This window comes from Halomonas campaniensis, assembly GCF_014193375.1.
Taxonomy (GTDB): Bacteria; Pseudomonadota; Gammaproteobacteria; order Pseudomonadales; family Halomonadaceae; genus Halomonas; species Halomonas campaniensis.
Genome location: NZ_JACHZF010000004.1, coordinates 146,159 through 166,431, shown reverse-complemented (window position 1 = coordinate 166,431; position 20,273 = coordinate 146,159). Strand labels below are relative to the sequence as shown.

Sequence of the window (20,273 nt, the reverse complement as noted above, 5' to 3'; positions counted from 1 at the left end):
CCGCTATTTCCCACGCGCCTCCAGCCACGCCGCCAGCTCGCCCGTCGCCAGCGGGGGCGAGATGACATTCCCCTGCACCAGGGCGATGCCCAAGGCATCGACCGAGGTGCACTGGGCCTCGGTCTCCACGCCGACCGCCACCGTCTCCAGGCCCAGCGCCTTCAGCCCGGCCGTCATGGCGGCCAGCACCCTTTTCGACAGGGCCCGCCGGCCGAGCGCACTGACCAGCTCGCGGTTGAGCTTTGCCCGCGACAGGGGCAGTGATGCCAGGCGGGGCAGGGAAACGGGGGCCGTGCCGATATCGTCCACCACCAGGGAGACCCCCAGCTGGCGAAGCCGCTTGAGCAGGTGGACGTGGGCCTCGCCCATGAGCTCCAGTCCGCTCGCCTTGATCTCCAGGCTGAGCCAGTCCAGCGCCGTGGCCTGCTGGCGCAGGTAGTGGTCCAGCGGCCGTCCGTCGAAGACCGTCTGCTCGAGCATGGAGGGGTCGAGGTTGACCGACAGGCCGAGTCCGGCCAGTGGCGACCCCGCCTCATGCCACTGTCGGCGCTGTAGGATCACCCGCTCCACCACCCAGCGGTCCAGGCGAATCACCTGGTCCAGCTCCGAGGCCATGGGCAGGATATCGCGGGGGTAGAGCAGCCCCAGGCGAGGGTGCTGCCAGCGCACCAGCGCTTCCAGACCGAGGCACCGGCCACTGGCCAGATCGACCTGGGGCTGGTAGACGAGGTGGAAGTGCTGGCCCGGCGACAGCAGGGCCTCCTGAAGCTGACTCAGGAAGACCGCCCGCTCTTCCAGGCGACGCCGCAGGCGCGGTTCGAAGAACTCATGGTGGCCCGGGCCGGAGCGGACGGCGCGCCGCAGGGCCACCTCCGACTGCTCCATCAGGGCGACGTCATCCTCGGCATCATCGGGGTAGCGGGCGATACCGATCGAGGTAGTGAGCAGCTGCATCCTGCCGGCCAGGTGAAAGGGGGCATCCATGGCCTCCTGGAAACGTAGCGCCGCGGTCTGCAGGCTCTCGGGCGTCACCGGATGCTCGATCAGCCCCCCCCAGCGGGCCTTGCCGAACCAGGCCACGGTATCTTCCTGGCGGAAGGTCTGCCGGATTCGCCGGGCCACCTGACGGACCAGCTCCGCCTCCACTACCCCCTTGGCCGGCGACTGGAACGGATCGAGCTGGACAAGCAGCAGGGCGAGGCCCTGGTCGAGCCGATCCGCGCGCTCCATGGCATGGCGGAGGCGATCTTGGAAGAGCCCCTGGCTGGTCGAGCCGGTCAGCGCATCCTGCTCCGGGATCCCCGGCAGCTCGTCGCGTCGCACCAGGGTCAGCAGCCGCATCGTCGCATCATCGCTGCGGCCCACGGCCAGCAGCAGGTCGCCGGGCGGCGCATGGTCGGCGTCTGGCGATAGCTGATACCAGCTCACCGGCGCCCCCTCCTCGGCTGACGAGACAAGGGCCTCCCCCACCGGCAGCAGCTCGCTGGCCAACCGGCCACGCAGGGCGACCTCCGTCGATCCCACCAGCTCACAGAAGCGTGGATTGACCGCCTGGAGACGACCATCGCCATCCACCGTGGCCAGGCCAACCGGAGCACGCTCGAAGGCCAGCATCGCCTGGCGGGCCGGGTGGGCGGAAACGGCGCGGCGCCCCTTCCCGAAGGAGGGCGGCAAGGGCGGGCCAGAGGCATCGGAGGCCATGGCGTCTCCTGGGTAGGGGGGCTATATCCTGACTCTATCTAGTTTCGGCCCGGGGCGCTGAAACTTGATGAAGAAATCTTTCTTTTACTGAGTTGGATCATTCCCGAAAAACACGACGCCCCCGCAGGCCAGGCCTGCGGGGGCGTCGTTGCGATGGCCGGGGCCCTGGACGCTGAGCCCGGGCCCCGCCGATCAACTGCGGATCAGGTGGTCGAAGGCGCCGAGTGCCGCCTTGGATCCCTCGCCCATGGCGATGATGATCTGCTTGTAGGGCACGGTGGTCACGTCGCCGGCGGCGAAGATGCCGGGCACGCTGGTGGTGCCGTGGGCGTCGGTGATGATCTCGCCGCGCTCGGACATCTCCACCGGGGAGCCCTTGAGCCACTCGGTGTTGGGCACGAGGCCGATCTGCACGAAGATGCCTTCCAGGTCGAGCTTCCTGATCTCGCCGCTGGCACGTTCCTCATAGGTGAGGCCGTTGACGCGGGTGCCGTCGCCGTTCACCTCGGTGGTGCGGGCGCCGAGGATGATGTCGACGTTGGGCAGGCTCTTCAGCTTCTTCTGCAGCACGGCATCGGCGCGCATCTCGTCCATGAACTCGATCAGGGTCACGTGGCCGACGATGCCGGCCAGGTCGATGGCCGCCTCGACGCCGGAGTTGCCGCCGCCGATCACCGCCACGCGCTTGCCCTTGAAGAGCGGGCCGTCGCAGTGGGGGCAGTAGGCCACGCCCTTGTTGCGGTACTCGGCCTCGCCCGGCACGTTCATCTCGCGCCAGCGGGCGCCGGTGGCCAGCACCAGCGTCCTGCTCTTCAGGCTCGCCCCGGACTCGAACTGCACCTCGTGCTCGCCGCCCGGCTGGGCCGCCGGCACCAGCTTGACCGCACGCTGCAGGTTCATGATGTCGACCTCATACTCCTTGACGTGCTCCTCCAGCGCCGCGGCCAGCTTGGGGCCCTCGGTGTGGGAGACGGAGATGAAGTTCTCGATGGCCATGGTGTCGAGCACCTGGCCACCGAAGCGCTCGGCGGCAACGCCGGTGCGGATGCCCTTGCGGGCGGCGTAGACCGCCGCCGCGGCGCCGGCCGGGCCACCGCCCACCACCAGCACGTCGAAGGGGTCCTTCTCGTTGAGCTTGGAGGCCTCGCGCCTGGCGGCGCCGGTATCCACCTTGGCGAGGATCTGCTCCAGGCTCATGCGGCCCTGGTCGAAGGGCTCGCCGTTGAGGTAGATGCTGGGCACCGACATCACCTGGCGCTCCTCGACCTCGTCCTGGAACAGGGCGCCGTCGATGGCCACGTGGCGCACATTCGGGTTGAGCAGCGCCATCAGGTTCAGTGCCTGGACCACGTCGGGGCAGTTCTGGCAGGAGAGCGAGTAGTAGGTCTCGAAGCGCAGCTCGCCCTCGAGGCCCCGGATCTGCTCGATCACCTCGTCGGAGGCCTTGGGCGGGTGGCCGCCCACCTGCAGCAGCGCCAGCACCAGGGAGGTGAACTCGTGGCCCATGGGGATGCCGGCGAAGACGATGCCGGTCTCCTGGCCGGGGCGGTTCAGCGCAAACGACGGCCGGCGCGCGTCCTGGCCGTCGGTGCGCAGGGAAATCTTGTCGCACAGGGCGGCGATCTCGGTCAGCAGACCGTGCAGCTCCTGCGACTTGGCGCCGTCATCGAGGGACGCGACGATCTCGAACGGCTGGGTCACCTTCTGCAGATAGGCCTTGAGCTGGCTTTTCAGAGTGTCGTCCAACATGACAGCGGGTTCCTTCATGTGCGCGTAACGGGGTCACAAGGGGGCCGTGCGAACGCCGGAGGCGCCGCTCGAGGCGTGCTTGTGACGGTTCGAAGACACCCGGGCGGGGACGCCCGGGTGAGGCGGCGAGGCCCCGGGAGGGGCCTCGCGGCGGGAGCGAGTCGCTTAGATCTTGCCGACCAGGTCCAGGGACGGGGCGAGGGTCTCTTCGCCTTCCTTCCACTTGGCAGGGCACACTTCGTTCGGGTTGGCGCGAACGTACTGAGCGGCCTTGACCTTGCGCAGCAGCTCCTCGGCGTTACGGCCGATGTTGCCGGCGTTCAGCTCGATGATCTGGATCTTGCCATCCGGGTCGACGACGAAGGTGCCACGGTCGGCCAGCCCGGCTTCCTCGATCAGCACCTCGAAGTTGCGGGAGATCTGCAGGGTCGGGTCGGCGATCATCGGGTACTGCAGCTTGCCAATGGTCTCGGAGCTGTCGTGCCACGCCTTGTGGGTGAAGTGGGTGTCGGTGGAGACGCTGTAGATCTCGACGCCCATCTTCTTGAACTCTTCGTACTTGTCCTGCAGGTCGCCCAGCTCGGTGGGGCAGACGAAGGTGAAGTCGGCCGGGTAGAAGAAGAAGATGCTCCACTGGCCCTTGAGGCTCTCTTCAGTGACGTCAACGAACTCACCGTTGTGGTAGGCGGTGGCCTTGAACGGCTTGACTTCGGTGTTCAGCAGGGACATTCGACAATGCTCCTTTCGACTTTGGTATGAGGGGTGACCGAGATACGGAGCGCATGGTAGCCCGCATCTCCCGATAGCGTAAATTGAATGGTGCCATCGAACTGATAATTCAACCCTATGGAGATGACGAGCGGAGGTCAGCCGATGCGTACCGCCTCACCCTGGCGGTCCAGCGCCAGGAACTGATCGACGTTGCCCATCTTGAGCGACTCCACCATGCGCTCGAGCTGGGCCTCGGCCTGCTCCGCGCTCGGCGCCTCGCCGCCGCGGCCGGAGAGGGCGCCGACGAAGACGATGTCCCACTCGATGCCCGTCTCCCTCGACTCCGCCACCAGGGCGGCCATGTCGCTGAGCTCCTCCGGGGCCTTGTCGACGCAGAGTGCCGGGGTCAGCACGCCGCCGACGCCCTGCTCGAAGTGCCGGCGCTGCTCGGCGGTGGGGTTGTCCGGCAGCTCGGCGCGGGTGAAGACGAAGAGCAGGCGCTGGGCGTCGGGCTGCAGGCGAGCCTCGCTGACCAGGTCGGCAAAGTTGGTGATGGACACGAAGGCCTCCAGGGCAAGGGTGGGGAATGAGCGCCAGCCTGACCCCTTTCGCCCGAGGGCTCAAGGGGCAGGCTGGCGGATCGGCCGAGTCAAGATGGCGGGGGCAAGACTCAGCCGTGGCGGGCGCTGAGGATATGGTGCAGGCCGGAGCACTCCACCAGGGGGTCGTCGCAGTTGACGACGATGTCCGAGTGGGCCAGCACGAAGGCCTTGCCGGTGATGGTGTTCTCCACCACGGTGTGCGGCCCTTCCCGATGGGTGCCGGTAAAGGTGCCGATGAAGCCGGTCTCGCGCAGGGAGACGGTCTCCAGCCGATCCCCGGGGCGGATGCGCCCTTCGTGGTTCATCAGCGCCAGGCGCGCCGAGGTGCCGGTGCCGGTGGTGCTGCGGCAGATCACCCCCGGGTGCACGTAGGTGGTGGAGCGGGAGCGGTAGAAGTCATCGGCCACCTGCTCCACCGGCCCCATGAAGTGCAGGAAGGGCAGCGGCCCCACGTCGCCCAGGGTGTAGTGGGAGAAGCCGCGCTCCGCCTGGATCGCCTCGACGATGCGGTGGGCGCAGTCGGCCAGCGCCCGCTCCTCCTCGCGTACCAGCGAGAAGCCCAGCTCGGTGGCGTCCACCAGGGCGTAGAAGCCGCCGCTGTAGGCCACCGAGTAGGTGACCTCGCCGAGGGTGGGCACATGGATCGTCGCCCGGTAGGTGTCGATGTAGCTGGGCAGCCCCTCGCAGGTGATCGCCTCCACCACCCCGTTCTCCACCCGGGCCTCGATCTTCACCCGCCCCGCCGGGGCCTCCAGGGTGAAGTGCTGCACCCCTTCCCGCTTGGGCACGATGCCGGCCTCGAGCACCGCGGTGGCGGTGCAGATGGTGTTGGAGCCGGAGTAGATGGGGTAGCCCATCACCTCCATGATGATGTAGCCCGCGGCGGCTTCCGGGTCGGTGGCCGGCACGATCAGATCCACCGACATCTCGGGAACGCCGTGGGGCTCGAAGAGCAGCAGCTTGCGCAGGCCGTCGGCGTCGTCACGCAGGTAGTGCATCTGCTCGCGCACGGTGTCACCGGGCAGCGGGTCGATGCCGCCGAGCACGATGCGGCTGACGTCGCCGCCGGCGTGGGTGTCCATCAGGCGCAGGGTGAGGGCCCCGGGGGCCGGTGACGGGTTCATGACGGGCGCTCCGCTTGGGGAGTGGCAAGGGCGAACGGGGCACCGTGCTCGTCCCACTGGGCATCGGGGACGATGACGATCTTGCCCAGGAAATTGCTGCCGCGGCTGACGAAGTAGCGCTCGGCGGCGTGCAGCTCGGAGAGCCTGAAGGCGGCATGGAGCACCGGCTTGAGTTCGCCGGAGCGAATCCATTCGACCAGCTGCTCGGCCTCCTCGCGGGTGCCGTGGGAGACGCCGAAGATCTGCACCTGATAGAGGTAGATGCGCGTCCAGAGGATCTCCGAGATGTTGCCGCCGCTGGCGCCGGCAATGGAGAGCCGCGGATAGGTGGTCCGCGCCTTCATGTCGTGGATCATGGTGTCGATGAACAGGTCTGTCATCTCGCCGCCGACCAGGTCCATCACCGCGTCGATGGGCGCGCCGCCGGTGGCCTCCAGCACCCGCGCAACGAAGCTCCCGAGGTCACCGCGGTCGATCACCGCCTCGGCGCCCAGCGCCTTCAGCGCATCGGCCTTCTCCGGCTGGCTCACCGCATAGGGAATCGCCCCGACGATGCGACAGAGCTGGATCAGCGCGGTGCCCACCCCGCCGCTGGCCCCGCTGACGAGAATTCGTTCACCCGCGCTAACTCGGGCGGACGTCATCATATGGTAGGCGGTCTGGTAGGAGCACATGCCCAGGGCGGCCAGCTCGGCATCGGCAAGCGCCGGGTTGGGCACGTGGTGGAACTGGTCCGCGGGCACGGCGACGTACTCGGCGAAGCCACCGTCGGCGCCGTGGCCGTAGTAGTCCGGGGTCAGGTTGATGTCGCGGCGGGCATCGGCATAGAGGTTGAAGTCGAGCAGGCCGCGCTCGCCGATCCGCGCCGGATCGACGCCCTCGCCCACCGCCGCCACCCGCCCGGCGATATCGGCGCCCTGGATGCGCGGGAAGGTCAGGGTCGGCTCGCCGCCCATGGCAAAGGAGGTCACCTGGCCCTTCTTCACCGGGTAGAGCCCCTCGCGGGCCTTGCGGTCGGTGTTGTTCTTGGCGGTGGCGGTGACCCGCACCAGCACCTCGCCCGGCCCGGGGCGGGGAACGGGCACATAGTCACGGTAGACCAGCTGGTCGATGTCGCCATGGCCGGTCAGCAGCATGGCCGACATGGTGGCGGGTAGGGTCGCATCGCGGGGTTCGCTTGCCATCTGCTGCCTCCTCTGTGGGGGCCCCGGGACAGGGACACGGGGCGTGGATCCAGTGCGAGACGATAGCAGACCTTGGGGGCGCGACCCGAGAGCCCCCGGGGCCGATCGGGGCGATTTTATTTTCCGTTTTCGGGCCCTGGAGTTGGGGTTTTTGCTGCCCGGTGACGCGGCGTCATCCAGGGCCGTTGAGACGCCGGACGCATCGCGGCTTGGCATCCCTGCCGGTATCGACGAAGCTGCACCAGATCCCCACCCGACAGGAAGCGTGCTCGATGCCAGGCCGCCCCGCCCGTTCCGCCACGACAACCACCCCGGCCCCGATCGATCCCGCGGACTGCCTGGCGGCACTGAGCCGTGGCGGCAGCGCCCTGCTGGGGGCCGAGCACTGGGCCGACGGGGTCGACCGGCTGCTGGCGGAGATCGGCCACGCCACCGGGGCGAGCCGCGTCTGGATCTTCCAGCTCCTGGAGGTACAGGCCGACGCGGTGGTCCAGGACTATGTCTTCGAGTGGGCCGCGTCGGCGCGCTATCGGCAGCTGGACCAGCGCCGCTTCCGCTTCTTCTCCTCGTCCCTCGAGGATCCGCTCTATCGCCGGCTGGTCGAGGAGCGACAGGCGGGGAAACGTCACGACCTTTGCGTTCCCGCCATGCCGTCGGGGCCGCTACGCACCAACCTCGAGAGCCAGGCGATCCGGTCCATGGCCACGGTGCCCATCTTCGTCAACGGCCAGTGGTGGGGCACCCTGGGCATCGACGACTGCGAGCGCGCCGTCGGCTGGCAGGGGCCCCGGGCTCGACCTGCTCGAGGCCGCCGGCCAGCTGATCGCGGCCGCCCTCTACCGCTACCAGCTGAACCACCGTTCCCGCCAGATCGAGCTGTTCCACAAGGTGGCCGACTGCGGGGTCTGGGAGGTCAGCCTGCGCAATGGCCGGGTATGGTGCTCCCAGGCGCTCAAGGCGACGCTGGGCTACCCGGAGACCTACCCGCGCGTTCCCCTGCGTCGCCTGCTCGCCCGGCTCCATCCGGTGGATCGCGCCGGGCTTTGGACGGCGCTGAGGCGCGTGCGGGGCGGCGACGGAAGCGCCCAGTTCCGCCTGGATGCCCGGCTGCGGCTCGCCGGCCACGCCTGGGTCTGGCACGAGATCATCGCCGAGTTCCAGCATGACGAGCAGGGACGGCCGGTCGCCATCGCCGGCCTGCTGCTCGATATCAGCCGGCGCAAGCAGCACGAGGAGCAGGCGCTGGCCGCCTCCCAGCTCGACGCCCTGACCGGCGCCCTCAACCGCCGCGGCCTGGCGCGACACCTCGAGGGGGCGGAGCAGGACGCGATGGACCGCCACCTCATCCTGCTGGATATCGACCACTTCAAGCAGATCAACGATACCCACGGCCACCCGGTCGGCGACGCCCTGCTGCGCCTGATGGTGAAGCGGCTTCGCCACGAGCTTCGCCCGGATGACTGCCTGGTGCGCCTGGGCGGCGAGGAGTTCGCGGTGCTGATCAGCGGCATGCAGGACGACCAGGCCCTGGCGCTGGCCGAACGGCTGCGGCGGCGCGTCGCCGAGGCGCCCTTCCACGTGGACGTGCCAGGGGGCGGCCAGGCTCGCGTCGCGATGTCGATCAGCCTGGGGATCGCCCGCCAGTCCGGCGATGCCCCCGACCCGCTGGGGCAGATGATGGCGCAAGCCGACCGGGCGCTGTACGCCGCCAAGCATGCCGGTCGCAACCGGGTCCTCACGCATGCCGCCGAGCCATTCCCTCAGGAGCAGCAGCGGGCGTGCTGACGCATCGGGGCAGATGCCAACTCATGGGCCCTTCAAGGGGAGCGACAACGGTTTATTCACGCGTTACTGATGAACCTGGCAGTTGTAAACACTGGACTGATTTTCCCGATCACGAACATGCGGTGGGCTGTCAGTCGACGTAGGTCAGGTTGGTCTCCCAGCTCTCGCTGCTGATCTCGATGGCCGCCTTTACCGCCGCCTCGTCGCCCGCCTGGAAGGCGGCATAGATCGCCCGGTGGTCCTTCAGGGCGACCTCCGGAAGCGTCTGCATGGAGGTTTCCAGGGCCGCCTCGATCAGCTGGATCAGGGTCTCGCCCACCCGGATGGTCATCGGGTTGTGGGTCGCCTGAAGGATCGCCCGGTGGAAGGCGACATCGTGACGCGCCGTCTGCTCCCCGTTGGCGATCGCCGTGGCCATGGCCTCGATGCTCCGCCCGATGCGCACGTGGTCCTCCGGCCGGGCATTGTGCATGGCCTGCAGGGTATAGGCCGGCTCGAACATCCTGCGGAACTCGAGCACGTCTCGCGTCATGCCCCGGGCCAGGATCATGCCGAAGGCCATCGGGTCCACCAGGGGGGCGCCCGGTTCGCGGCAGATCATGGTGCCCTGCCCCCGCTTGACCTCCACGATGCCGATCGCCTGGAGCATCTTGATGGCCTCGCGAACGCTCGACTTGCCGATCCCCAGGCTCTGGGTCAGTTCGGTCTCCGACGGCAGGTAATCGCCCGGCTGGAGTTCACCGCGAATCAGCGCCGCCTTGATGCGTTCCAGCAGCTGCAGGGCGACGGAGCTGCGGTCGATGGAGCTGCCGAAACTCTCCATGGAAGTGAGCGGCAGGGTGGGCTGGCGTTTCAGGCTCATGCTGGCGTCTCGTGTTGGCGTGGCGTGCCGCATCGAAGCGAATTTTGATTTGTCGATGCCGAAATGGTTGGACGTTCTGTCATTTCCCGCTTGCAGACGACTCGAGATCGAGTCTAGCATGGGTTCAGACAACAGACATCTGATGTCTGAACACTGAAGCGGCATCGCGGGCCCAGTCCCCCATGCCCGATACGGTGACAACAATGACAAGAGCCAGGACAAGCGCCCGAGTGGTGGTCCTCACCACCGGCGGCACCATCGCCAGTAGCCCGGATGATTCCGGCCGCAATCGGTCAGGGGCGCTGCAGGGTGACGTGCTGATGAGCCGGGTTTCGCTGCCGGAAGGTGCGGCCATCGACGTCGAGGTCCGCTCCCTGCTGCAGAAGCCCAGCAATGCCATCACCCGCGATGACCTGATGCGCCTGCGCCAGGAGTGCCAGGCCCTGGCCGAGTCCTCCGAGGTGGCGGGCATCGTCATCACCCATGGCACCGACACCCTCGAGGAGACCGCCTACTTCCTCGATATCACCCTGCCGGCCTCCCCCACCATCGTGCTGACCGGCTCGCAGCGTGCCCCCCACGAGCCCGGCACGGATGCCTTTCGCAACATCGCCGACGCCGTGATGGTCGCCGCCAGTGAAGAGGCCCGTGGCCTCGGCACCCTGGTGGTGTTCAACCAGTCGATCTTCTCTGCCCGGCAGGTGCGCAAGGTCAGCAGCTTTCAGGTGAACGGCTTCGCCGCGCCGGAGGCCGGCCCGCTCGGCTATGTCGACGGGGCAAGAGTGAGCGTCGCGATGCGTCCCGCTCGCGTCGAGAGGCTGGGGCTCCCCGCCGACGCCGCGCTGCCGAGGGTCGACATCCTGCCCGCCTATCTGGACGCCTCGCCCGCCCTGCTGGAGGCCGCCGTGGCGGGGGGGGCCGCCGGGCTGGTGATCGACGGCCTGGGGCGCGGCCATGTCCCCCCGGACTGGCTGGATGTCATCCCGCGCATTACCGCGCAAGGCATCCCGGTGGCGATCGTCAGCAGCTGCCCCAGCGGGCCGGTCCACGCCAGTTACGAATTCATGGGCAGCCTCGCGAGCCTGGAGGCGGCCGGCGTCATCGCCGTCCCCGACCTGAGCGCCCGCAAGGCCCGCCTTGCCCTGTCGGCCCTCCTCGCCTCCACGAAGGGCGAGGTCGCCGCACCACTGCGAACCCTGACGGCCTGAGCATGGCCGGCAACATGCTCCGCCTGGCCGCGTCAGGCTGAAAGGGCCCGTACCGAGTGCGGGTGACGCCGGGTGACGCCGGTGTCGAACGTCACGCGAAGATGCACACCAACAACCCAACAAGGTGCTGACAATGAAGAGCAAACTGACCAAGGTGTCACTGGTGGCGGCGATTGCCGCCGCGTCCTTCGGCATGAGCCAGGCACAGGCCGCCGAGTACACCTTCAGCTTCGCCCACGTCCTGATCGAGGATACGCCCAACGGGCAGGCAGCACTTCGCTTCAAGGAGGAAGTCGAGGAGAAATCCGAGGGACGCATCGAGATCAACGTGCTGCCCGCGGCCCAGGTCGGCGGCGACGTGGAGATCATCGAGCAGATCCAGATGGGCCTGGTCGATATCGGCATCCCGCCCACCGCCACGCTCGGCAACTTCGAGCCGCGCATGCAGATCCTCGACCTGCCGTTCCTGATCGCCGACTACGACACCATGGTGTCGACCCTGGATGGCGACGTGGGACGCGAGATCCTGGACACCCTGAGCGGCCACAACATGTATGGCGTGAACTTCTGGGGCGCCGGCTTCCGCCACATGACCAACAACGTGCGGCCCATCCATGGGCCCGAGGACCTCGGCGCCATCCGCATGCGCACCATGCAGGCGCCGATCATCATCTCCACCTACGAGAACTACGGCGCCAACGCCACCGCCATGGCCTTCACCGAGGTCTACAACGGCCTGCAGCAGGGGGTCGTCGCCGGCCAGGAGAACCCGCTGGCCAACATCTACACCATGCGCTTCCACGAGGTACAGGACTACCTGTCGCTGACCAACCACGCCTATCACGCCTACGCGGCGGTGATCAACCAGGACTCCTGGGACTCGCTGCCCGAGGATCTGCAGGCCGTGATGCTCGAGGCCTTCGACAACGGACGTACCGCCTCACGCGAGCTGACCCTGCAGGACGAGCAGACCATCCTCGAGGCCATCCGGGACGAGATCGCGATCAACGAGATCACCCCCGAGGCGCGCGAGGCTTTCATCGAGGCCAGCATGCCGGTGCACCAGGAGTACGAGAGCGTGGTCACCACCGAACTCCTGCACAAGGTCTATGACGCGGTGGGTATCGAGTACTGATCCCGCCTTCCCCTTCGATGTCACTCTAATCCGGTGCACTCACCATGTTTGAAGCACTCAACAAGGTGATTGATTTCCTGGAGAGTGTGGCGATGGTCGCGTTCATGTCGATCGCGACCATCATTACCACCATTCAGGTCGTCTATCGCTACGGCTTCAATGGCTCGCTGTTCTGGGCCGAGGAAGTCGTCATCTACTCCATCATCTGCATGAGCTTCGTGGGGGCCAGCATGGGGGTCAGGCACGGCGTGCATATCTCCGTCGACGTGCTCAACGCCTTCGTGTCGCCGGCCATCAACCGCTGGTTGCATATCATCGCCGCCGTGCTGGGCATCGCCTTCGCCGGCTTCCTGGTCTATTACGGCTTCCACCTCTACTTCAACACGCTGGGACGCGGACAGCTGACGGCCGCCCTGCGCCTGCCCATGGCCTGGTTCTACCTGCCCATCGGCATCTCCGGCATCCTGCTGATCCTGCGCTACCTGTGGGTCATCCATGAGGCCTGGACCAAGCCGCCGGTCACTCTTGCCGAAGAGCTTGCCGCCGAGAAAGACAAGCTCGTCTAACGACTGGAGACCCACATGATCACGGCACTTCTTCCCCTGTTCTTCGCGGTGCTGCTGCTGGGGCTGCCGATCTTCGCGGCGCTGGCGTTCTCCGTCTTCCTGGCCATCGAGTTCTTCGGCAACACCAACCCGGTCATCGTGCCGATGCGCATGTTCACCGGGATGAACAACTTCTCGCTGATGGCCATCCCGTTCTTCATCCTGGCCGCCGAACTGATGCGCATCGGCGGCCTCTCGGACCGGCTCATCAACCTGGCCAAGGCGCTGGTCGGCTGGGTACCGGGGGGCCTGGCGGCGGCCACCGTGCTCTCCTGCCTGTTCTTCGGGGCGATCTCGGGCTCCAGCCCCGCCACGGTGGTGGCCATCGGCTCGATCATGTTCCCGGCCCTGGTGGCCGCGGGCTACGACAAGCGCTTCGCCATCGGCCTGATCGCCACCGCGGGCACCCTGGGGCCCATCGTGCCGCCGAGCATCGCGCTGATCATCTATGGCTCGGTGACCGGCACATCGGTCGGCCGGCTGTTCGCGGCGGGCCTGCTACCGGCCATCCTGATCGGCTCGCTGCTGATCGCCTACTGCATCGTCTACTCGTCGTTCAAGGGCTACGAGCGCTCGCCGTTTCCGACCCTGCGCCAGGTCGGGTCCGCGTTCAAGTCGGCCGCCTGGGGCCTGGGCCTGCCGTTCATCCTGCTCGGCGGCATCTACAGCGGCGTCTTCACCCCCACCGAGTCCGCCGCGGTGGCCTGCATGTACGGGCTGTTCGTGGGCATGGTGGTCTACCGCACCATCGATTTCCGGGACCTGATCGGCACCCTGCGCAGCTCCGGCCTGATCTCGGCCACCCTGCTGCTGATCACCGCCGGCGCCTCGGCCTTCTCGTGGCTGCTGGCGATCACCGGCACCCCGACCCAGCTGGCGAGCCAGGTGCTTTCCCTCACCGATGATCCCTTCCAGGTGATGGCGCTGTTCAACGTGGTGATGATCATTGCCGGCTTCTTCCTCGACAGTGCCTCGGCGATCATCGTGCTCTCGCCGCTGCTGCAGCCGATCGCCGCCCAGGTCGGCGTGGATCCGGTCCACTTCGGTGTCATCACCCTGGTCAACTTCTCCGTCGGCATGATCACCCCGCCGGTCGGGCTGAACCTGTTCGTGGCCATGGCGATCTCGAAGATGTCGCTGCAGGAGGTCTTCAAGGCCTGCCTGCCGCTGATCCTGATCATGCTGATCGCCCTGATGGTCATCACCTACGTGCCCTGGATCAGCACCTGGCTGCCATCGCTGCTCTACTGAGGAGGCCGACCATGCACACGACGAGTTCATCCCTGGCCGGCGCGGTCGACGGCGCGCGCTTCTGGGCCGATCTCGAGGCCCAGGCCCGGATCGGCGCCCTCTCCCCTCGCGGCATCCGCCGCCTGGCCCTGGACGACCAGGACAATCGCGCCCGGCTGTGGCTGATGGCGCAGGGCGAGGCGCTCGGCTGCAGCGCCCACTACGATGCCCTGGGCAACGTCTTCCTGCGCCGGGAGGGGCAGGAGCCGACGCTGGCCCCGCTGCTGATCGGCAGCCACCTCGACAGCCAGCCCAGCGCCGGCGCCTACGACGGCACCCTGGGCGTGGTGGCCGGCCTGGCGGTCCTGCGCACCCTGTCGGAGCAGGGCATTGCCCACCGGCAGCCGGTGGAGGTGGTCTCCTGGACCAACGAGGAGGGGGCGCGCTTCGCCCCCGGGGCCTCCGGCTCCTCCTGGTTTGCCGGCGGACGCGACGCCAAGACGATCCTCGCCGCGCGGGACGACGCGGGGATCACCTTCCAGGCGGCGCTGGCCGACTGCCTGGCGCTGCTGGAGGCCCACGGCGCCCGCTTCCGCTCCGCGCCGGTGGTGCCCCACGCCTTCCTGGAGCTGCATATCGAGCAGGGCCCGGTGCTGGAGGAAAAGGGCGCGCCGGTGTGTGTCGTCACCGGCATCCAGGGCGTCCACTGGTACGAGGTCGAGGTCGACGGCCAGGCCAACCATGCGGGCACCACGCCGGAGGCGTCGCGTCGCGATGCCTTCATGGGCGCCCACGCCCTGGTCGGCGCCCTGAAGGCGGCCGTGGCGGCCCACGACGACCAGGTGCGCTTCACCATCGGCAAGTTCGCGCTGTCGCCCAACTCGGTGAACACCATCCCCCAGCAGACCCGTTTTACCATCGACCTTCGCCACCCCGACCCGACGGTGCTGGAGGCGCTGGATGCGGCCTTCCGGCAGCTGGCACAGCGGGAGTGGTCCGGCTGCACGGCCCGCCTGGAAGCAACCTCACGGGTGGCCCCGGTGGCCTTCGATGACGCCCTGGTCGCCGTGCTCGACGAGGCCGTCAAGGCGCACTGGCCGCAGGCTCCGCGGCTGGTGTCCGGGGCCTTTCACGACGCCATCCACCTCGCCCACCTCTGCCCCACGGCGATGCTCTTCACCCCCTGCCGCGCGGGCATCAGCCACCACCCCGATGAACACATCGAGCGCGCCGACGCCGAGGTTGCCGTCCGCACCCTGATGCACGCCGTCGAGACGCTGCTCATGACAAGGAATGACTGAAATGACCCAGACCATTGACGCGGCCGTGGCCGCCCAGGGCCTCACCCTGCCCGCGATCCCGCGCCCCCGCGGCGCCTTCCTGCCCTGGTCGCGGCTGGGCAACCAGCTGTTCCTGGCCGGCCAGATCTGCGAGCGGGGCGGCGAGGTCCTCTACCCCGGCAAGGTGGGTGCCGAGTTCGACCTCGAGACCGGCAAGCTGGCCGCCCAGGCCTGTGCCCTCAACCTGCTGGCCTCGCTCAGCGATGCGGTGGGCGGCGACATGAGCCGGGTCGTGCGCTGCGTGCGCATGAACGGATTCGTCAACGTGGCGCCCGGGTTCCACGACGTGCCGCTGGTGATCAACGGCGCCTCGGAGCTGTTCATCGCGCTGTTCGGCGAGCATGGACGCCATGCCCGCACCGCCATCGGAGTCGCCACCCTGCCCGGCAACGCCGCCGTCGAAGTCGAATCGATCTTCGAGATTCGCGACTGATCCCAAGGAAGCCCGCCATGACCGATTCTCCCCTGAAGCGCCCGCTCCGCGAGCAGTACGCCGGGCTGCGCAGCGGCACGCTCACCGCCACCCATCTGGCCGAGGCCTCCCTGGCGGCCCATCAGGCCCGAGGCGAACATGACCATGCCTACCTGACCTGGAACGGCGAGGCCGCGCTGGCCTTCGCCCAGGCCACCGATGCGGTGATCCGCCAGGGCGGGGATGCCGGGGCCCTGATGGGCATCCCCGTCTCCATCAAGGACATCTATGCGGTACCGGGCCTGCCGACCTACGCCGGCTCCTCGCAGCGGCTGCCCCAGACGTGGGAACAGCCCGGCCCCATGGTCTCCGCCCTGCTCGCCCAGCTACCCAGCGTCATGGGCAAGACCCACACGGTGGAGTTTGCCTTCGGCGGCCTCGGGACCAACGCCCACTGGGGCGCGCCACGCAATCCCTGGGATCTCAAGGATCACCGCACGCCCGGCGGTTCCAGCGCCGGTGCCGGCGTATCACTGGTGGGCGGGACCGCGAGCCTGGCCCTGGGCACCGATACCGCCGGCTCGGTGCGCATCCCCGCCGCCATGACCGGGGTGGCAGGGCTCAAGACCACCGCCGGCCGCTGGCCGACGAACCAGATCGTGCCGCTCTCCAGCACCCTGGATACCCCGGGCCTGCTGGCCCACCGCGTGGACGATCTGGCCTTTGCCTTCGATGCCCTCGATGGCGCGCTGACCCGTCGCGCCGCCCGCGTCCCAGCGCCGCCGGTGCTGGCCGATCTCACCTTCGGCGTGCCCAGCGCCTTCTTCTGGGACGACTGCAGCCCCGGGGTTGCCGAGGCCGTCGAGGCGGCCATCCGTCGGCTCGAGGCCGCCGGGGCCCGCGTGGTCACCCTGGACCTGCCCCATACCGATGAGGCCTACACGCTGTTCCAGCAGGGGGGGCTCGCCGCAGCCGAACTGGCGGCCCTCCTCAAGACCGAGCTGCCCGAGATGATCGAGGCCCTGGACCCCAATGTCGCCGCCCGGGTCAAGGCCGCGGACGACATGCCGGCCTGGGAGTACGTCCGCCGCCGCGCCGTCATCGACAAGCTGACTGCCGCGGCCGCGACGCGCCTGGCCGACGTGGACGCCATGCTCACCCCCACCGTGGCGATCACGCCCCCCACCCTGGAGAGCCTGCTCCCCGAAGGCGCCTACGCCCGGGCCAACATGCAGGCGCTGCGCAACACGGTGATCGCCAACTTCATGGGGCTCTGCGGATTGACCCTGCCGGCCGGCAAGGACGGTGCCGGCATGCCGGTCGGGCTGCAGGTGCTGGCAGGCCCCTGGCAGGACGCCCGGCTGCTGGCCATCGGCCAGGCCATCGAGGAGCAGTTGGGCACCGGCCCCGACCTGCTCGGGGAGCCGCCGGCCCCCTGATCCTCCGTTTTGCCGGAGCGCTCACGCCACCCTTCACGCAGCAGGTCAGTCAGGAGTGGAAGACAGATGACCGATTGGACCCGGATGACCCTGGCAGGCTTTCAGCGCGGACTCGCCCGCGGCGAGTTCTCGCCTCTCGACTGGTGGCGGGCTTGCCGGGAGCGCATCGATGCCCGGGACCCCACCGTCCAGGCCTGGGAGTGCCTGGCCCCCGAGCCCGCCATCGCCGCGCAGGATGGCGGGCCCCCTCACGCGCCCCTTGGCGGCGTCCCGGTGGGCATCAAGGACATCATCGACACGACCCGACTGCCTACCACCTGGGGTACCCGGGGCTATCACCGGGTCGACCGCGCCGACATGGACGCGGCCATCGTCACCCAGCTGACGCGCCTCGGCGCCCTGCCCATGGGCAAGACGGTGTCGACCGAGTATGCCTACTTCCAGCCCAGCAAGACCCGCAACCCCCACGACCCGACACGCACCCCGGGCGGCTCCTCGAGCGGCTCGGCGGCCGCCGTCGCCGCCGGCATGGTGCCCGTGGCGCTGGGCACCCAGACCGTGGGCAGCATCATCCGCCCCGCCAGCTACTGTGGCGTCGTGGGGTTCAAGCCCACCCACGGCACGCTGAGCGTCGCCGGCCTGAAGGCACTCGCCCCGTCACTGGACACCCTGGGCTGGTTCACTCGGCACCTGGAGGACACCCGCACGCTGTTCACCGCCCTCACCGGCAGTCCCCCGATCCGCGCCCTGACGCGGCTCGACGGCCTGCGCGTCGGCCTCTGCCGGGTGCCCGGCACGCATTCGCCGTCGCCGGAGACCGCCGCCGCCCTGGAAGGCGCCCGCGAGAAGATGGCCACCCTTGGCGCCGAGATCGGCACCGCCGGGCTGGGCGCGTCATTCGATGAGCTCGTGACGCATCAGCAGGTCATCCTGGCCTACGAGGCCACCCGTGCCCTGGCCAGCGAGCGTGAGCGCTTCGAGGCATCGATGAGCCCGGCCTTGGTCGCGCTGCTGGACGAGGGACAGCGCCTCTCCCTGGCGGATTACTGGGCGTCTCGGCAGGCCGCCGACCGGGCCAGGTTCACGCTCTCGCAACAGCTTGCCGCGCGCTTCGACGTGCTGCTTGCCCCCAGCGCCCCGGGCGTGGCCCCGGAAGGCCTCGCCAGCACCGGCGACCCGATCTACTCGCGAGTCTGGACCCTGCTGGGGGTGCCCTGCGTGAACCTGCCACTGCACTGGACGCCCCAGGGGCTGCCCGTCGGCGTGCAGCTGATCGCCGACCGCTACCAGGATCAGCGGCTGCTGAGTATCGCCAGCGCCCTGATGCCCTGAGTCGTTCCCACAGCAAGGAGATGCCGCCATGGCCCATCCGACGCCCATCAAGACGATCCACGGCCAGCACTGCCATCACGGCTGGAACCGCACCAACGCCCCCGTCGCGACGGTGGCCCCCGGGACCACGCTCTCCTTCGAGTGCCAGGACGCCGCCGGCGGCTACTTCACCCGCGACTCGATGGCCGCCGATGTCACGAGCATGCCCTTCGAGCGGCTCAATCCCGTCACCTGGACGGCGCCGGCTATGGGGTGTTCACGGGCATCGGGCCCGACCTGATGACCGGGGCTCGCCAGGCGGTGGCAGGCGCCATCGACTGGCTGGGCAAGACGCGCAACCTGCCGGCCGAGCAGGCCTACATGCTCTGCTCGGTGTGCGGCGACCTGCGCATCAGCGAGATCGTCGATGCACCCAACTGGGTGGTGGCCTTCTACCTGCCGAGGATCGTCTTCGAGTAGAAAAGGAAGTCTCGTGACTCCCGCTGGCTCCAACCGATCAAGGGCTGGAGGTTGGGGGAAATCTCGGGGGGGTCCTGGGAACGATATGCAAGAAAAAAGAAAAAAAGGCCCACGATATCGTCGTAGGCCCTTGAATTCGTGGCGCGCCCGGCAGGACTTGAACCTGCGACCCTCGGCTTCGGAGGCCGATACTCTATCCAGCTGAGCTACGGGCGCACATGGCCCGGCGCAGGCGCCAGGCGGACGACATCCTAACCGCCAGGCGGGCGCCTGTCCAGCGCCCGTCTGCCTGCCCGGGGGGGTCCTCTCATGCCAATGGCGGGGGGCACGGCATTTTCCAGCCGTACGGGATGCCGGTATACTGTCCGGCACTGTGCGCGTCATGGCGTCTCGGCCGTGGTGATGGCCCGCTCGCGACGTCGCCACACGCCGTTTTCATTACAGGACCGTCAAGAGGTGGTGAGAGTGAAATCCAGCAAGCTGATCATGGGGTGCCTGGCCACCCTGGGCATGACCGCCGGCATGGCCTCCGCCCAGGCCGAGGTCGACCGTGACGCCATCGCCGAGCGTCTCAAGCCGGTGGGCCAGGTATGCCTGCAGGGCGAGGACTGCGGCACCGCTTCCGCGGCAGCGGCGGCTCCCGCCGACGCCAGCACCGGCGGCATCGACGGTGGCGATATCTACAACCGCGTCTGCATGGCCTGCCACGAGACCGGTGCCGCCGGTGCTCCGGTGCGCAGCGATGCCGACGCCTGGGCGGCCCGCGTCGATCAGGGCTGGGATACGCTGCTCGACCACTCCATCAACGGCTTCAACGCCATGCCCGCCCGTGGCGGCAACCCCAATCTCTCGGATGACGAAGTCGCCGCGGCTACCGCCTACCTGGTGGAGCCGGTGATGGACGTGCCGGAACTCGGTGGCGGTGCCGATGAGGCCCCGGCCGAGGAAGCTGCTGCCGATGAGGCCGCTTCCGACGAGGAGCAGGTCGCCGAGGCAGCAGATGATGCCGCGGCCGCCGACGAGCCTGCCCATGCCGGCATCGATGGCGAGGCGATCTACAACCAGGCCTGCATGGCCTGCCACATGACCGGTGCCGCCGGCGCCCCGATCAAGGGCGACGCCGATGCCTGGGGCCCGCGCCTGGAGCAGGGCATGGAGACCCTGTACGATCACTCCATCAACGGCTTCAATGCCATGCCGGCCAAGGGCGGCAACATGAGCCTCTCCGATGACGAGGTGAAGGCCGCGGTGGACTTCATGGTCGAGGCGGTGCAGTAGGCAAGGCTGTTACCGGCCAGCGGAACCGTCAGCGGGGCGCCTCAGGGCGCCCCGCTTGCGTAGGCGTGCAGGGCGACTGATATCAGGCAGGGGCTCCCCCCTCGCGCAGCAGGCAGT

The 20,273-nt window shown here is 68.5% G+C and carries 19 protein-coding genes, 1 tRNA gene and 1 pseudogene; 13 read left to right on the top strand and 8 right to left on the bottom strand.

The window, feature by feature from the left end; genetic code table 11:
- Positions 1-3: 3 nt before the first annotated feature.
- The 6 genes from BDK63_RS03695 to BDK63_RS03670 form a co-directional block, all read right to left on the bottom strand.
- Positions 4-1,701 carry a bifunctional diguanylate cyclase/phosphodiesterase gene (locus BDK63_RS03695; protein ID WP_183329977.1) on the bottom strand — a complete coding sequence of 566 codons (1,698 nt, stop codon included), beginning with the start codon at positions 1,699-1,701 and terminating at the stop codon, positions 4-6.
- A gap of 192 nt (positions 1,702-1,893) precedes the next feature.
- The gene (gene ahpF / locus BDK63_RS03690) at positions 1,894-3,450 is read right to left on the bottom strand and encodes an alkyl hydroperoxide reductase subunit F (RefSeq protein ID WP_183329976.1); all 1,557 of its coding nucleotides are present in this window, start codon (positions 3,448-3,450) and stop codon (positions 1,894-1,896) included.
- A 165-nt stretch (positions 3,451-3,615) separates the two neighbouring features.
- Complete coding sequence (gene ahpC / locus BDK63_RS03685) at positions 3,616-4,179, bottom strand: alkyl hydroperoxide reductase subunit C (protein ID WP_183329975.1); 564 nt, start codon at positions 4,177-4,179, stop codon at positions 3,616-3,618.
- Between the two features lie 137 nt (positions 4,180-4,316).
- Entirely contained in the window at positions 4,317-4,721 is a 405-nt protein-coding gene (locus tag BDK63_RS03680; RefSeq protein ID WP_183329974.1) for a ribonucleotide reductase subunit alpha, read from the bottom strand.
- 110 nt (positions 4,722-4,831) lie between these two features.
- On the bottom strand, positions 4,832-5,887 hold the full coding sequence (locus BDK63_RS03675; protein WP_183329973.1) for a proline racemase family protein: 1,056 nt from the start codon (positions 5,885-5,887) through the stop codon (positions 4,832-4,834).
- The gene (locus BDK63_RS03670; RefSeq protein WP_183329972.1) at positions 5,884-7,071 is read right to left on the bottom strand and encodes an alcohol dehydrogenase catalytic domain-containing protein; all 1,188 of its coding nucleotides are present in this window, start codon (positions 7,069-7,071) and stop codon (positions 5,884-5,886) included. Before BDK63_RS03670 ends, BDK63_RS03675 begins: the two co-directional genes overlap by 4 nt.
- Positions 7,072-7,343: 272 nt before the next feature.
- Between BDK63_RS03670 and BDK63_RS18775 the strand changes: the two are divergent.
- Positions 7,344-7,838: pseudogene (locus BDK63_RS18775) on the top strand (GAF domain-containing protein); the annotation flags it as partial.
- A 121-nt stretch (positions 7,839-7,959) separates the two neighbouring features.
- A complete protein-coding gene (locus BDK63_RS03665) occupies positions 7,960-8,856 on the top strand; it encodes a diguanylate cyclase (RefSeq protein WP_183329971.1) in 897 nt (298 codons plus the stop codon).
- A 130-nt stretch (positions 8,857-8,986) separates the two neighbouring features.
- Here the strand turns inward: BDK63_RS03665 and BDK63_RS03660 are convergent, their stop codons facing one another.
- Positions 8,987-9,718 (bottom strand): FadR/GntR family transcriptional regulator, encoded by a 732-nt coding sequence (locus BDK63_RS03660; RefSeq protein ID WP_183329970.1) that lies wholly within the window; start codon positions 9,716-9,718, stop codon positions 8,987-8,989.
- A gap of 230 nt (positions 9,719-9,948) precedes the next feature.
- Between BDK63_RS03660 and BDK63_RS03655 the strand changes: the two genes are divergently transcribed.
- The 10 genes from BDK63_RS03655 to BDK63_RS18500 all read left to right on the top strand — a co-directional run bounded on the left by BDK63_RS03655 (position 9,949) and on the right by BDK63_RS18500 (position 18,878).
- Positions 9,949-10,926 (top strand): asparaginase, encoded by a 978-nt coding sequence (locus BDK63_RS03655; protein ID WP_343065268.1) that lies wholly within the window; start codon positions 9,949-9,951, stop codon positions 10,924-10,926.
- 133 nt (positions 10,927-11,059) lie between these two features.
- Complete coding sequence (locus tag BDK63_RS03650; protein ID WP_183329968.1) at positions 11,060-12,061, top strand: TRAP transporter substrate-binding protein; 1,002 nt, start codon at positions 11,060-11,062, stop codon at positions 12,059-12,061.
- 44 nt (positions 12,062-12,105) lie between these two features.
- The gene (locus BDK63_RS03645; RefSeq protein WP_183329967.1) at positions 12,106-12,627 is read left to right on the top strand and encodes a TRAP transporter small permease; all 522 of its coding nucleotides are present in this window, start codon (positions 12,106-12,108) and stop codon (positions 12,625-12,627) included.
- A gap of 15 nt (positions 12,628-12,642) precedes the next feature.
- Positions 12,643-13,917, top strand: a complete 1,275-nt coding sequence (locus BDK63_RS03640) for a TRAP transporter large permease (protein WP_183329966.1) — start codon at positions 12,643-12,645, stop codon at positions 13,915-13,917.
- Positions 13,918-13,928: 11 nt separating this feature from the next.
- Positions 13,929-15,197 carry a M20 family metallo-hydrolase gene (locus BDK63_RS03635; RefSeq protein WP_183329965.1) on the top strand — a complete coding sequence of 423 codons (1,269 nt, stop codon included), beginning with the start codon at positions 13,929-13,931 and terminating at the stop codon, positions 15,195-15,197.
- A 1-nt stretch (position 15,198) separates the two neighbouring features.
- On the top strand, positions 15,199-15,669 hold the full coding sequence (locus BDK63_RS03630) for a RidA family protein (RefSeq protein ID WP_183329964.1): 471 nt from the start codon (positions 15,199-15,201) through the stop codon (positions 15,667-15,669).
- A 17-nt stretch (positions 15,670-15,686) separates the two neighbouring features.
- Complete coding sequence (locus tag BDK63_RS03625) at positions 15,687-17,087, top strand: amidase (RefSeq protein ID WP_183329963.1); 1,401 nt, start codon at positions 15,687-15,689, stop codon at positions 17,085-17,087.
- Between the two features lie 66 nt (positions 17,088-17,153).
- On the top strand, positions 17,154-18,419 hold the full coding sequence (locus BDK63_RS03620; RefSeq protein WP_183329962.1) for an amidase: 1,266 nt from the start codon (positions 17,154-17,156) through the stop codon (positions 18,417-18,419).
- A 28-nt stretch (positions 18,420-18,447) separates the two neighbouring features.
- Positions 18,448-18,699 (top strand): acetamidase/formamidase family protein, encoded by a 252-nt coding sequence (locus BDK63_RS18505; protein WP_183329961.1) that lies wholly within the window; start codon positions 18,448-18,450, stop codon positions 18,697-18,699.
- A complete protein-coding gene (locus BDK63_RS18500) occupies positions 18,699-18,878 on the top strand; it encodes an acetamidase/formamidase family protein (protein ID WP_183329960.1) in 180 nt (59 codons plus the stop codon). The genes BDK63_RS18505 and BDK63_RS18500 overlap by 1 nt, the downstream gene beginning before the upstream one ends.
- 139 nt (positions 18,879-19,017) lie before the next feature.
- Here the strand turns inward: BDK63_RS18500 and BDK63_RS03605 are convergent.
- A tRNA-Arg gene (locus BDK63_RS03605) sits at positions 19,018-19,094 on the bottom strand.
- A 249-nt stretch (positions 19,095-19,343) separates the two neighbouring features.
- Between BDK63_RS03605 and BDK63_RS03600 the strand changes: the two genes are divergently transcribed.
- A complete protein-coding gene (locus tag BDK63_RS03600) occupies positions 19,344-20,156 on the top strand; it encodes a c-type cytochrome (protein ID WP_343065267.1) in 813 nt (270 codons plus the stop codon).
- Positions 20,157-20,273 lie beyond the last annotated feature (117 nt).

Coding starts and splice junctions, on each gene's coding strand:
- BDK63_RS03695 (WP_183329977.1), bottom strand. CDS start 1,701: ATGGCCTCCGATGCCTCTGGCCCGCCCTTGCCGCCCTCCTTCGGGAAG.
- ahpF (WP_183329976.1), bottom strand. CDS start 3,450: ATGTTGGACGACACTCTGAAAAGCCAGCTCAAGGCCTATCTGCAGAAG.
- ahpC (WP_183329975.1), bottom strand. CDS start 4,179: ATGTCCCTGCTGAACACCGAAGTCAAGCCGTTCAAGGCCACCGCCTAC.
- BDK63_RS03675 (WP_183329973.1), bottom strand. CDS start 5,887: ATGAACCCGTCACCGGCCCCCGGGGCCCTCACCCTGCGCCTGATGGAC.
- BDK63_RS03670 (WP_183329972.1), bottom strand. CDS start 7,071: ATGGCAAGCGAACCCCGCGATGCGACCCTACCCGCCACCATGTCGGCC.
- BDK63_RS03660 (WP_183329970.1), bottom strand. CDS start 9,718: ATGAGCCTGAAACGCCAGCCCACCCTGCCGCTCACTTCCATGGAGAGT.
- BDK63_RS03650 (WP_183329968.1), top strand. CDS start 11,060: ATGAAGAGCAAACTGACCAAGGTGTCACTGGTGGCGGCGATTGCCGCC.
- BDK63_RS03645 (WP_183329967.1), top strand. CDS start 12,106: ATGTTTGAAGCACTCAACAAGGTGATTGATTTCCTGGAGAGTGTGGCG.
- BDK63_RS03640 (WP_183329966.1), top strand. CDS start 12,643: ATGATCACGGCACTTCTTCCCCTGTTCTTCGCGGTGCTGCTGCTGGGG.
- BDK63_RS03635 (WP_183329965.1), top strand. CDS start 13,929: ATGCACACGACGAGTTCATCCCTGGCCGGCGCGGTCGACGGCGCGCGC.
- BDK63_RS03630 (WP_183329964.1), top strand. CDS start 15,199: ATGACCCAGACCATTGACGCGGCCGTGGCCGCCCAGGGCCTCACCCTG.
- BDK63_RS03625 (WP_183329963.1), top strand. CDS start 15,687: ATGACCGATTCTCCCCTGAAGCGCCCGCTCCGCGAGCAGTACGCCGGG.
- BDK63_RS03620 (WP_183329962.1), top strand. CDS start 17,154: ATGACCGATTGGACCCGGATGACCCTGGCAGGCTTTCAGCGCGGACTC.
- BDK63_RS18505 (WP_183329961.1), top strand. CDS start 18,448: ATGGCCCATCCGACGCCCATCAAGACGATCCACGGCCAGCACTGCCAT.
- BDK63_RS18500 (WP_183329960.1), top strand. CDS start 18,699: ATGACCGGGGCTCGCCAGGCGGTGGCAGGCGCCATCGACTGGCTGGGC.